Here is a 13,560-nt window from a genome sequence, read left to right on the forward strand (position 1 = left end):
GACACCATGTTGAATGCATATTATAAGTTAAAAACCGTATGCTACGATGGTCAGGTAACCACCACGGATAGTTCCATTTATTACTACCAACTTTACAACCCGCGGGTGCAATATCCGGGCACTATAACTGGACATAGTAGCCTGCCCGTTTTCTGGTACGCCTATAATTCGGGACTAATCAACGGGCACAGCTACGAAGCAAGGTTCAAACCAATTGTGCGCGGCGTATATGATACATACAAAGGGATATATTCGGCAGCATATAAGTATGACTTGTGGGATATGAGTACTGCCAGTATGGTTTCATCAGATTGGACTGTGCCGTACGATTGGGACTATACGGCATATTTATATTATAAAGATGCTACTGGCCAGCCCTATTCCGGCTTTGCGGTGCTGTGCGGAGACACGGCCTTTAAGCCCAGCCTGGGTATAATTGATTCGCTAAAACGCCCGGTTACGGATTCATCGGTAGACACTTTGAATTGGGCCAATATAACTGTACCGAATATGGGATGGGCCAAACTCAATGGTAATTACGAGATCCGTTGGCACGTTATGGAAACTTATCCCAGCGATACGCTGTGGCCGGAGGTGTGGGATATTACCTACGGTGTGGTAGTGCCGTATGATTCTACCATATTAAACAATGTTACCACACCTTCATGGAATATTGGAGGAGCAGCATCAGTATTAGGGCGCAGATATGTTACCAGCACCTGGCCTACTTCGGCGCTATCGTTTATGAATCTTTGTGGCTACCGGGTTTACTTTAACCGCAATGCTACCACCAGGCTTATGACCTGGGCCACCCACCCGCAGGAAGGAGATATCTGGCGCATATATTCCTCCGGCCCCATTCCGCCGCGGGAGGGCGATGTTTACAGTTTCACGCCAACTGGAGTAGAGGGCGTCCCAAGCGGGATTGATGCCACCTCCCTGCTGCTGAGGCAGAACGCGCCCAACCCCTTCAAACAATTGACCACAATCAATTATCAATTGGCAAAACCGGGGTTGGTGAACCTAAAAGTTTATAACATAGCCGGACAGCTCGTACGGACATTGGATGAGGGATATCGGATTCCGGGGGCACATAGCATCAAATGGGACGGCCGGGACAGCCAGGGGAACAAAGTGTCTTCGGGGATATACATCTATCGGCTGCAAGCAGAGAATAAGGATATGACCAGAAAACTGGTAGTGTTAAGATAACCGGGCAAAAGGAAACTGCGGTATGGTCATTCATGGTATCGCTGAAGGAGCATTAAAGCGAGGGAGCACTATGTGCTCCCTCGCTCTTTTATGTTGCAAATACCCGGCAAAAATGATATCCTTTAATCATGGAACAAAAAGTACGGCTCAACAAATTCCTCTCCCAGTGCGGGGCAGCCTCGCGCCGCCAGGCCGATGAGCTGATCGCCGCCGGCCAGGTTGCGGTCAACGGGAAAAAAGTGACCGAGCTGGGCACGGCGATACTTCCCTCCCGCAGCACGGTCAGGGTCGGGGGCAAGCACATCAACCCGCCCAAGGCGCACCAATACTGGGTCTTCAACAAGCCCAGGGGCTACCTCTGCAGCCGGGGCGACCCTTTTGGCCGGCCCACCATCTACGATGCAGTACCATTCTACCTGAAGAACTTGAAATACGCCGGGCGCCTGGACTTAGACAGCGAGGGCCTGATGATAATGACCGACGACGGCGAGCTGATAGAACAATTGACCCATCCTAAAAATCAGATTAAACGGACCTACGTGGTCTGGGTGCAGGGCCTGGTGCAGAAGTCCGAGCTAGACAAACTGAAACAGGGGGTGAAATACGAGGGTGAAAAATACGCCCCGGCCCCGGCCAAGGTGCTGCGCTACGACCAGCGGTCCCAAAACACTTTTCTGGAGATCAGCATCCGGGAGGGCAAGAAGCGCGAGATCAAGATGATGATCCGGGCGGTGGGGCGCCAGGTGCTGGAGCTTAAAAGGATAACCTTCGGGCCGGTACGGCTGGAATACCTGCCGCTGGGCCAGGCCCGGCGGATGACGGACGAGGAGCTGGCCCAACTGAAAAGAGGGCGGAAGGAATGACTTCCGCCCTCTTTTTTATAACCGGAGTTTCTTATTTGCCACAAAAAAGCACATAAAACACAAAAGCGTAATAGCGTTACTACGTAATAACGTTAAACGGGTTTATTTTGTGCCCCTTGTGCTTTTTGTGGTAAAATAATAATATAGGACTAAAATAGTCTTATTTAACCAACCGCCGCTATTTTACCGGATAGACCCAGCCGTGCTTGTCCGGCAGCCGGCCGGTCTGGATGCCGGTCAGGGTCTCAAAAAACTTTTTGGCCCAGGGCCCGGCCTTCTTGCCCACCACGTATTCCTGGCCCTTGTAGTTTATCTTGCCCACCGGGCTGATCACCGCGGCGGTGCCGGCCGCGAACACTTCGGTTACTTTCTGAAAGCGGATGCCGTCTACCGCTTCATCTATTGTTATCAAACGCTGTTCGGTTCTTAAGCCCAGGTCCTCGGCCAGTCTTAAAACCGAGCGCCGGGTGATGCCGCTTAAGATGCTGCCGGAGAGGGGAGGGGTGACCAGCACATTTTCCACCACAAAAAAGATGTTCATGGCGCCCACTTCTTCGATATAGCGGTGTTCCTTGGCGTCTAACCACAGCACCTGACTGTAACCCCGGTCCTTGGCCTGCTGGGAAGCCAGCAGACTGGCCGCATAATTGCCGCCGGTCTTGGCCTCGCCGGTGCCGCCCAAGGCCGCCCGGGTAAAGCTGTCCGAGACCCACAGGCCCACCGGGTTGAAACCCTCGGGGAAATAAGGACCGACGGGCGAGAGAATGATGTAGAACAAGTATTCATCTGAGGCCTTGACCCCCAGCGCGGCCTCGGTGCCGATCACGGTCGGCCGGATGTAAAGCGAGCAGCCCTCGGCGGCGGGAATCCAGCGCTCCTCCAGCTTCACCAGCTCGCAGACCGCCTGAATGATATCCTCCACCGGGATCTCAGGCATGCAGATCCGGCGCATTGAATTGTTCAGCCTTTTGGCGTTCTCCTCGGGACGGAAAAGCAGAATCCTTCCGTCCGGGGACTTGTAGGCCTTCTGTCCTTCAAAGACCTCCTGGCTGTAGTGGAAGACATTGGCCGCCGGGTCCAGGGCCAGCGGCTGGTAGGGCTTGATCTCGGGGTTGTGCCAGCCCAGTTTACGGTTGAAGGACATGGTAAACATGTAATCGGTAAAGGTGCGTCCGAACTGAAGCTTTAAGGGATCGGAATAGAGGGGTTTCAATTTTTCTTTTGGCAGCAGGGTGGTTTGAATGTTCATTTTAAGGCACTTAAATATTAAAGATGAAATGATCGCTCAATTATAAAACTTAATCTTCCAAAAGTCAAACAAAAATCGGGGAAATGTTAGGAATTGTTTCACGTGAAACAACGGGTGAAAACCAAAGGCAGAAAACGGAAAACAAATTGTTTCACGTGAAACAATTTGATTCGGCCAAGATTGTCTCCCAAAAATATCATTTAAGAGCGGCATAAAAGCGGTTGTTCCTTGTTTTAAAAAACAGAATATGATATGATTATACTCAATATGTCAAACAAATACGATGTAATAGTGATCGGCGGCGGGCATGCCGGGATTGAGGCGGCCCTGGCCTGCGCCAAAATGGGATTAAGCACGGCGCTGTTTACCATGTCGCTGGACAGGATCGGCTGGATGTCGTGTAACCCATCCATCGGAGGGCTGGCCAAAAGCCAGCTGGTAAAGGAGATCGACGCCCTGGGCGGCGAGATGGGGCTTTTGGCCGATGCCGCTGGCATCCAGTTCCGGATGCTCAACTTGAGCAAGGGTCCGGCGGTTTGGTCATTAAGGGCTCAGTGCGACCGGCAGCTTTATGCCGCCGCCGCCAAAATGGCACTGGAGCGCCAGGAAAATCTCGACATAAGGCAGGGCACAGCTGTCAGACTGCTGGTGGAAGACTCCGGTTCTGCTAAAACAGTCCGGGGAATAGTGGCCGACGGGGCCCGGGAATTTTTAAGCCGGGCGGTGATAATTGCCACCGGTACCTTTTTGAATGGGTTGATCCATATCGGCCCTAAGACGTTCCCCGCCGGCAGAGCAGGGGAACCGGCAGCCACAGAACTCTCCAAGTCGCTGACAGGTAACGACTTAAGTCTTGGCAGGTTAAAAACAGGCACACCGGCCAGGGTCAATGCCCGTTCGGTTGATTTTTCCAAAATGATCTTGCAGCCGGGGGATGAAGACCCCCAGCGCTTTTCCAACCGGACGGAGATATATGAGATCATCAGTTCCCGCACTGGACAAAAACGTCGGATCTGGCCGAAGCTGAAGCAGGTGCCCTGTCATCTGACCTACACCAACGAATCCACTCATAAAATAATTTCCGAGAATATCGGAAGCTCGCCGCTTTACTCCGGAAAAATTAAAGGCATTGGCCCCCGTTACTGCCCCTCCATAGAGGACAAGGTGGTGCGGTTTGCCGGGCGGTGCCAGCACCAGGTGTTCATCGAGCCGGAGGGTCTGAATACCGAAGAGTTGTATTTGAACGGAGTTTCCTCCTCGCTGCCCGAGGAGGTGCAGGAAAAATTCATCCACAGCATCGCCGGACTGGAGCCGGCCCAGATCATGCGTCCGGGTTATGCCATAGAATACGACTACGTTTTTCCCACCCAGCTTTTCCCCACCATGGAGGTCAAGCAGATAAGCGGGCTTTACCTGGCCGGGCAGATCAACGGGACCTCGGGCTACGAAGAGGCCGCGGCCCAGGGCCTTTTGGCCGGGGTCAACGCGGCCTTGAAAATCAAAAAACTTGAACCGCTGATCCTGCGCCGGGACCAGGCCTATATCGGCGTGCTGATCGACGACCTGGTGACCAAGGGCACGGAAGAGCCTTACCGGATGTTCACTTCGCGAGCCGAGCACCGCTTGCTGCTGCGCCAGGACAATGCTCCGGAAAGGCTGTTGCCGCTGGGGCGTCAGTTGGGGCTGGTGGACGATGATGTCTGGGGCCGTTTCCAAAGCCGGCAGGAAAAGATAAACAAGGAGCTGAACCGCCTGAGCCGGGAGACCGTTTTTCCGGAACAAGCCAATGATATTTTATTCTCCCTGAATACTGCGCCCCTGCCCGAAGCGTCCCGGCTGGCAGATCTATTGAAGCGCCCGGAGATAACCTACCGGTCGCTTTTACCGCTGGACCAGCACCGCCCCGACTATGACCGGGAAATTTGGGAAAGGGTGGAGATTGAAATCAAGTATTCCGGCTATATCAAAAGGCAGAGGGAAGAAGCAGAGAAGGTGCTGGACATGGAACAGAAGGCGGTGCCAGCCGATCAGAACTATTCCGCAGTTTACGGGCTTTCGGGCGAGGCCCGGCAAAAACTGGCGGCCATCCGGCCGCTGTCCATCGGCCAGGCCACCCGCATCTCGGGAATTACGCCCTCGGATATCGGCGTGCTGCTGGTGCACCTGAAAAAAACCGGACCGCAATAATTTTCTTAAAAAACCGGTTGACTTTTAATACCGGACATTGTAAAATGTTTGGGTAAACAGCATCCATTGGAAAGCCCAATTAACAGAAAACCCATACACCGAAAGGCTTCAACCTAATGAGAAAAATCACACTGCTCTCCATTCTGGCCCTGCTGCCATCGCTGCTCTTTGCCCAGGCCATCAAGTTTGAGTTCTCCAATATCCGGTTTAAAACCGGCTCGGCGGTGATAGAAACCGCCACCCTGCCGGCCTTGGATACCCTGGGCCAGTTTCTGATGCGCTCCGGCGCCAAGGTGGAAGTGGCCGGCCACACCGACAACGTGGGCGATAAAAGAAAAAACCGGAAACTATCCCAGCAGCGGGCCCAGTCGGTCTGTAATTATCTTACCACCAAGCACCGAATAGCGCCGTCCCAATTGACCGCCAAGGGCTACGGCGACTTGATTCCGTTGATGCCGAACCTGACCGATGAATACCGGGCCAAGAACCGCCGGGTGGAAATAACGGTGCTTTCCAAGATCCGCACCGCCAGGCTATCGTATCTTCAGGGTAATATTTTTGCCCGCAAGCAGGGCATCAGCAAATTCCAGCCGGCCAGCCTGGGCCAGGTGCTGACCATATTGGACGAAGTGGTTACCGATTCCACCGGCCGGGCCGAGATAACATTTGACAATGGATCCAGAGTAAAGGTAAATCCCAGCTCGGACCTGGTGATCGAAGAACAGTCCTGGGAGACGGGAAATAAAAAAGCCCAGGTTGGTCTGAACCTGATCGCCGGAAAAGCCTATGCCAAGATCAGCAAACTGGGGGATAAAAAGGAAAGCTTTTCGCTGGGAACGCCCACCGCGGTAGCCGGCATCCGGGGCACCGAATTTGTGGTGGAATCAAAACCCGACCGGACCGCCTTGCTTTCGGTGTGGGAGGACGATATGATGTGGCGGGGCCAGATCGCCAACTCCAGAGACAGGGCCGTCGCAGCCGGCCAGGGAAGCCGTTGCCTTCCCGGTCAACAGCCGGAACCGCCGTTGGACCTGCCCAAGCCGCCCAGGCCCATAACTCCGGCGGCCAACGATACCTTTTTCTACAATCCCGATAAACCGAAAAGCATTAATTTTACCTGGACCAGGCAAGGCGGGATAAAGACTCATCTGATAGTTGCCAAGGATTACGAATTGAAGGAAGTGGTGGCGGATGTCGTCACAGAAAAAGAATCCTTCAGCCTTAAGCCGGGAAAGACCGAAGATGTATTTTACTGGATGCTGACGGCGATAGATGACATCGGGCTGGAAGGCCAGCCTTGGCCCACCCGCACCCTAAGGCTGGTTCGCAAGATAGAAGGCCCCAGGCTGCGGATAGGGCGCCCTAAAATGGGAGAGAAGGTAAACCAGCTGAAAATGCTGGTGGACGGATCCACCGATCTTAAAACCGAACTGGCCATCAACGGCAAGGCCGCCCTGATATCGGCCGCCGGGGATTTCAGCGAACCGATCCTGCTGAAGGCCGGGGAAAACATCGTTACCGTAACTGCCGTCGACCGGGCCGGGAATGAAAGCGCCGCCAGCCTTCAAATATTCTGCGCGCCCACCCCGGCTCTTGATGCCACCCTGAATGTCGGGACCATAAAGCTTATGGGGGGCGAGCTGGACGCGGCCGCTCCCGGATTATTGGGCGCGGTCAGGCTGGTCTACAATCTGAACCAGTACTGGGGGCTGGGAGTGGCGGTTGGCTACGGGCAGTCAGGGGTTGAGGCCGGTGTTTGGGAGCCACGGGCCGCCGATTATTTCACCACGGTGGTTCCGGCGGCGGCCCTGGGCCGCTTTCTGATCCTGCCGGAATCAAAGATCTCGCTCTACGTTACGATGGAGGCCGGAGCGGTTTCCTGGCAGAACAAACTGTCGGGAGTGTCCCAAACCAGCGGAACGGCACTGTTTGGGGCGCTGGGGACCGGGGTAAAGTTTGCCGTCAGCGAAAGAGTGAGCATTTTGGCCGAAGCCTCGGCCGGATATATGATAGCTGACGCCGTCAATGCCGGAACGCATGACAAGAACAATCTTATCGTCCGGGGCGGGGTGGGAGTGATGTTCGGGTTTTAATAAAATGTCGGCGGATTGGTTTATTTCCCCGGGTAAGACAGGAACAGCTCAGGGGCGCTTACTGCCGAAGGGTGGAATATGGTCGGAGATCCTTCCGGTATTGAACTGCCGGACATAGCGCCGGCCTAAAAGCAGGCGGGGCGCGCGAGAGGAAGTTGAAAGGCCGTTCCAACGTTGGTGAGATGTGTTCCAACGTTGGTGAGATGTGTTCCATCGCTGGTGAGATGTGTTCTAACGTTGGTGAGATGTGTTCTAACGCTGGTGCAGTATGTTCCAACGCTGGTGAGATGTGTTCCATCGCTGGTGAGATGTGTTCCAACGCTGGTGCAGTATGTTCCAACGTTGGAACACTATGTTCAATGGCAAAGACAGAATGTTCTGACAGAACAACGTCACTAATCACCACAAAATGACTATCTAACTTGCTCAGGAAAAGTAGAAAGAATATAGTGAAATTGGTAAAAACACAGATTTAGAGTTTATCCTTAAATAAGCTTTGGGTCAGCATAAACGAGCGAAAAGGCATGTGGTGAGCCTGTCGAACCATGCCAGACCAGGAACGCGAGTGAAGCGTATCCACAGCGATACGGTGAATGAGCGTGACGCAGTATGGAGTACGCTTATGGATAACAACATACTCCGAGCGCCCAACAAGGCACTCCAGCGGACGCGGCAAAGCCGCGCCGCTGATTTTAGTCGTTGGGCTTTTGCACTTTGATCTCGCTACTCGAAAAGTTGAAACATGACCAAGACAAAACCAAAACAGAATAAAGACAGGGAGGAACGCATAACGATGGAGATCATCGTTGATGCATACGGTCCCGAAGAACAAGCGATGGGGTGGTATTATTACCTAGAAGATCAACTTCAATTTCCATTTACTGCTATTTGTAATGCGAAACGTGCTATCTCACCGTTGCATGTTAAACATGAGGTTGATGTTATCGGAATGGCTCCTGAAGAGGAGTGTGAGAAAGAGATGTTCGTTACAATCCGATGGGAAAGGGATGGTTTGGCGGTTCCGCTATCCCAACTCACGGCCATCAGTTCTACGGACGAACAAACAAAACAAGCAGTTGAGGACTGGCACTATTGGGTGCAGATGGGATATGAGCTGGGGTGATAACCAGCCCAACAAGTCAAACAGGGCGACGGGGGATAATCTCAGCGGTTTCCGGATACCTTGGTTGCTCCGCGTCTTATTTCCGGGGTGGAACACACAAATTACGTTACAACACTTTTATACGGAACAAAAATGATCGACCTTAAACTGATAGAACAACTGACCAACGCCTGGGGCGTCAGCGGCAACGAGAACCAGGTGCGCCAGATCATCCGGAAGCGGATCAAAAAGAATGTGGATGATGTCCGGGTGGACGCCATGGGCAACCTGATCGCCTTCAAGAGAGCTAAAAGCTCGAAGCTCAAAGCTCTAAAAGTGATGATCGCCGGGCACATGGACGAGGTGGGCCTGATGGTGACCCACATTGACAAGTCGGGCTACCTGAAGTTTAACAAGGTGGGCGGGATAGACGACCGGGTGCTGCTGGCCAAGCGGGCGCTGATCGGCAAGGACCGGGTCCCGGGAGTGATCGGGGTGCGGCCGATCCACATGCTGGCCCGCAAGGGCGAGCATAAAAAAGTGTCCAGCCACGAGGACCTGTTCATAGACATCGGGGCCGCCAGCCTGGAAGAGGCCCAACGCTGGGTTTCCCTGGGCGACTATGTGATGTTCGACACTTCTTATGAGGACTGGGGCGGGCTGATCAAGGGCAAGGCCTTTGACGACCGGATCGGTTGCTATATGATGATAGAACTGCTGAAAAAAAGATACAGTTTTGACCTTTACGCCGCCTTCACCACCCAGGAGGAGATAGGCTTAAGGGGCGGCCGGGTGGCGGCCTACCGCCACCTGCCGGACATGGCCTTCATACTGGAAGGGACCCCGGCCGGCGATTTTCCCCAGCCGAAAGTCAAGGACGTCAGCCGGGCGCCGGCGCTGGGCAAGGGCCCGGTGATAACCATCATGGACCGCTCGGTATTCTGCGACAAGGGGCTGATCAAACTTTTAACCGAAACCGCCAAGGCCAATAGAATCCCGGTGCAGATCAAGCGGCCGGGCACCGGCGGCACCGACGCCGGACGGATCCACCTGACCCGGACGGGCGTCAAGACCGCGGTGCTGGCCATTCCCTCTCGCTACATCCATTCGCCGGTCTGTCTGATCAGCAAGCGGGACGTGGCCTCGGGCTTAAAGCTGATGGAAGAGACATTCAAGAAGCTGAAGTAGATTTTTCTCCGACGGATTTCCGTGAATTAACAAAATTCCAGTTACACAATATGTTTGAAAGGAGGAGAGATGAGAGCGCGGGTCTTAATAGTATCAATTTTAGTTTTTTTAACAACCGTGCCAAGCATTATTTGGGGATTCAAAATAGAGCATTCGGTTATCATTGAATATAATCAATATAGAAATGATTTTGATATGAATCCTGGTTTTGCTTTTGGATATAGACTTATTACCAAGATTCCTATAATAAATAGGATCGGTCTTCAATTTACCTATAGCAAACTGCCTTATTTTAGAGGACAAGAGCCTTATGTCTATTCCCCTGCACCCTACCGTGATCAGATTACCTGGTATGGACCTGCAGTCATAAAACCTTTTGCTATCACTCTTGGTAAAATTGAGTGGGAAACTGCCATAGGAATAGGTCTTGCCCATCAATCCACCTGGCACGACGATTTGAATCAAGACGAGTCCTCCCTATGGGGACTTGGAGATTATTATACTCCAACTCTGACATATTACACTCCCCAGTTTTCAACTGAAATTAGCATTAAGTTTTTCAGAGAACAATTAGGCTTCGGTTTTGGTGGGGGCATTAGACAGTTTGCCGGAGCCACCACTGGTGCATGGACAGATATACACAACCCACCGCGCCTTGGCTTTGGTTACGGTTTATTGTTTAGACTTTGGGGATATATTTGATTGAGAGGAGTGCTTAACTTGGCTAACAGAGTATCTACGCCATACGCTATTAATATTCAAGTCATCCAATAATAATAAAGGAAAAATTAGATGAAAGACCTGATCAAGCGGCTGACCGAGACCTACGGCCCTTCGGGCAACGAGGAGCTCATCCGGGAACAGATCAAAAAGGAGATCAAGAGCCTGGCCAACGAGGTCAGGACCGACGTGCTGGGCAACCTGATCGCCTTCACGAGAGCTAAAAGCTCGAAGCATAAAGCTCTGAAAGTTATGATCGCCGCCCACATGGACGAAATTGGCTTCATCGCCACCCACATCGACAAACAGGGCTTCGTGCGGGTCTCCAACATCGGCGGCATTTACCTCCACAACGTGATCGCCCAGCGGGTGATCTTTGCCAATGGCACGGTGGGGACCATCAACGAGGAGCGGGCCGAAAACCCCTCCGAGGCCAAGCGGATAGACAAGCTGTACATTGACATCGGGGCCGCCGGCAAGCGCGAGGCCGAGGCCAGAGTGGCGGTGGGCGATGTGGCCGGGTTCCACCGTAGTTGCGAATTCCTGGGCAACCGGGCAATCGCCAAGTCCATGGACGACCGGATCGGCTGCGCCATCATGATCGAAGCCATGAAGAAACTGAAATCCTCGCCCAACGAGATATATTTCGTCTTCACCACCCAGGAGGAAGTGGGCCTGCGCGGGGCCACCACCGCCGCCTTCGGGGTCTCCCCGGACCTGGGGATCGCCGTTGACATCACCGGAGCCTTTGACACCCCGGACGAGAAGCCCAAGCTGCCCTCGGCCTTGGGCGGCGGCGCGGCCATCAAGGTCAAAGACGCCGGGCTGCTGGCTCATCCGGCGGTGAAGAAGTTGATGATCGAGACCGCCCGGGCCAACAAGATCCCTTATCAATTGGACATCCTGGAAGGCGGGACCACCGACGGCGCCGCCATCTACAAGACCAAATCCGGCATTCCCACCGGAGTGATCTCGGTGCCCACCCGCTATGCCCACTCGGCCTCGGAGATGGTGGACCTGGGGGACGTCAAGGCTTCGGTGGATCTCTTGGTCAAACTGCTGATGCTGAACCTGAGTGCCAAGGGGTTTTAAGCCTACCTGAAAGCACCGCTCTAAGGAAACCATGAAGGCAGGAAAAATATTTTTCCGGCTATTTCTGGTTTTTATGAAAATAATCGTAACTATTCAGGACTTGATTGTAAAGGATGTGTTTATCAACCGTGTTGCCACGACCTTCAAGTCGTGGCAGGAATTTTATTAATTTTAAATACCCCGACCGCTTGCGGCGGGGTTACCGAATCCGAAAGACGAATAAAGTGGAATTAAGAAAGACATCTCGCTGTGTCTACAAAACAGACCAGTGCTCTTAAACTTGTAAGGTGCCTGGGAGCGGGAAAAAGATACCCCGTCCGCTTGCGGCGGGGTCATTCATTAAATCCGGTGGGCTTTAGCCCCAGAGAGGCTTAAAATATGGATTCGCCATCCGGGGTTGAAACCCCAAAAGATTTTTTCTCATCCTTTTTGCCACTCCGATATATCGGGGTGGCAATGGAAGTGGAAGAATTGGCCTAAAATATAGATGCCATTTTACCACGCTTGCGTGCCACCTCTTTCATCGGTGTAAACTCCGCACTTCAGCACGCAGGCACGGCCTGAATAGTTACAAACAATCCGTGTTCATCCGTGTCTGAGCGCTGTAGCCCCGCCACACTTCGGCTATGCTCGGTGTCCAGCGGGGCACAAGCGCGTTCTATTTAACAACCTTGGGATCCAATGAAAAAACGGGAAAGATACGTTTCCATAGTCATCGTTCCGCACCACAAGGGCACACAAAAGGAGCTGGAGTTCTCCTATACCGCTTTGCGCTGGCTGGGTGTTTTGGGTGCGGTTCTTTTGCTGGCCGCGGCACTGTTAGTGGTCAATTACGGCCATATTTTCTGGCGGGCCGGGCAATATGAGCTGATGAAGAAACGCCAGGCGGAGATGGAAACCCAGTTTGGGAAGTTGAGCGAGCTTAATGCCGAGATATCCAGGCTTAAGGCGCTGGAAAACAAGCTGAATGTGATACTCGGGGTCTCCCGCCAGCCCGATCCCCTTAATCTGGAACAGATCACCGCCCAGGTTCCGGTAAATTCCGACACGGCCGCAGCCGGCCAGCCGCAGGCTGTCCTTCCGGCGTCATCCCGGCGCACTACGGTGCCGGCCATAATGCCCTGCAAGGGATGGATATCCGCCGGGATGACGCCGGGCCACACCGGAGTGGACATCGCGGCCCGCGAGGGGGACCCGGTGTGGGCTGCGGCCGACGGGGAAGTCTCTTTTGCCGGTTGGGACAATTATTTTGGCCATAAGATAGAGATAAAACATAGCGACAAATTATCCACTATGTATGGACATAATGCTAAATTGTTGGTTAAAGTCGGAGATAAGGTAAAACAAGGTAAGGTAATAGCTTTGGTTGGGTCCACGGGCCAAAGTTCCGGCCCGCACCTTCATTTTGAGGTAAGATTAAACGGGCAAGCGGTTGATCCCATTAACTATTTGGTAAACAAATAGTTAGTTGCTTTTTTTAAACCAAGGTATTTTAAAGAACGGCTTTCAGCTGGTAATTTATTGTTAACCAGGGGGTTGATTTGAATTAGTGACCCTCTGTGCTAATATTAGTGGGACAGTGACCAACGTTTAATTAATCTGTCCTGTCATTTGTGAAGTGTCGGATAAAGCCGTTTGAGTTTTATCCGGGCGTTTTCGGTAGTGAACGGCTTTGTTGCGCAAAGATTGTAAAGATACAGCATCCCCTGATAAATTGATGATTAGACAGCAACCTTATACGACACCGGCATACCTATTTGAGCCAGGCGGTTGAGAATGGCACATCCAATTCTGACTTCGGTTTTTTGATTGTCAAGTTTACGGGCCTTCAACCTGTCGCCGATAATGGTTTTA

Annotated in this window: 10 protein-coding genes; 9 read left to right on the forward strand and 1 reads right to left on the reverse strand. The window is 52.8% G+C overall.

Annotation, left to right across the window (positions count from 1 at the left end; translation table 11 throughout):
* Positions 1–297: 297 nt before the first annotated feature.
* Positions 298–1,212, forward strand: coding sequence for a T9SS type A sorting domain-containing protein (locus HY768_11485; GenBank protein ID MBI4727817.1), 915 nt, complete (start codon positions 298–300; stop codon positions 1,210–1,212).
* 128 nt (positions 1,213–1,340) lie between these two features.
* The gene (locus HY768_11490; GenBank protein MBI4727818.1) at positions 1,341–2,075 is read left to right on the forward strand and encodes an rRNA pseudouridine synthase; all 735 of its coding nucleotides are present in this window, start codon (positions 1,341–1,343) and stop codon (positions 2,073–2,075) included.
* Positions 2,076–2,253: 178 nt separating this feature from the next.
* Here HY768_11490 and HY768_11495 read toward each other — a convergent pair whose 3' ends face one another.
* Entirely contained in the window at positions 2,254–3,324 is a 1,071-nt protein-coding gene (locus HY768_11495; protein ID MBI4727819.1) for a branched-chain amino acid aminotransferase, read from the reverse strand.
* Between the two features lie 267 nt (positions 3,325–3,591).
* Here HY768_11495 and mnmG point away from each other — a divergent pair, with 267 nt between their 5' ends.
* The 7 genes from mnmG to HY768_11530 all read left to right on the forward strand — a co-directional run bounded on the left by mnmG (position 3,592) and on the right by HY768_11530 (position 13,170).
* Complete coding sequence (gene mnmG, locus HY768_11500) at positions 3,592–5,511, forward strand: tRNA uridine-5-carboxymethylaminomethyl(34) synthesis enzyme MnmG (GenBank protein MBI4727820.1); 1,920 nt, start codon at positions 3,592–3,594, stop codon at positions 5,509–5,511.
* 116 nt (positions 5,512–5,627) lie between these two features.
* Entirely contained in the window at positions 5,628–7,604 is a 1,977-nt protein-coding gene (locus HY768_11505; GenBank protein ID MBI4727821.1) for an OmpA family protein, read from the forward strand.
* A 793-nt stretch (positions 7,605–8,397) separates the two neighbouring features.
* Positions 8,398–8,727 (forward strand): calcium-binding protein, encoded by a 330-nt coding sequence (locus HY768_11510; protein ID MBI4727822.1) that lies wholly within the window; start codon positions 8,398–8,400, stop codon positions 8,725–8,727.
* A gap of 132 nt (positions 8,728–8,859) precedes the next feature.
* Positions 8,860–9,894, forward strand: coding sequence for a M42 family metallopeptidase (locus HY768_11515; protein MBI4727823.1), 1,035 nt, complete (start codon positions 8,860–8,862; stop codon positions 9,892–9,894).
* A gap of 69 nt (positions 9,895–9,963) precedes the next feature.
* Complete coding sequence (locus tag HY768_11520; protein MBI4727824.1) at positions 9,964–10,596, forward strand: hypothetical protein; 633 nt, start codon at positions 9,964–9,966, stop codon at positions 10,594–10,596.
* Positions 10,597–10,686: 90 nt separating this feature from the next.
* Positions 10,687–11,706 carry a M42 family metallopeptidase gene (locus HY768_11525; protein MBI4727825.1) on the forward strand — a complete coding sequence of 340 codons (1,020 nt, stop codon included), beginning with the start codon at positions 10,687–10,689 and terminating at the stop codon, positions 11,704–11,706.
* 681 nt (positions 11,707–12,387) lie between these two features.
* Positions 12,388–13,170 (forward strand): M23 family metallopeptidase, encoded by a 783-nt coding sequence (locus tag HY768_11530; GenBank protein ID MBI4727826.1) that lies wholly within the window; start codon positions 12,388–12,390, stop codon positions 13,168–13,170.
* Positions 13,171–13,560: the final 390 nt, after the last annotated feature.

The organism is candidate division TA06 bacterium, from assembly GCA_016208585.1.
GTDB lineage: Bacteria > Edwardsbacteria > AC1 > AC1 > EtOH8 > UBA5202.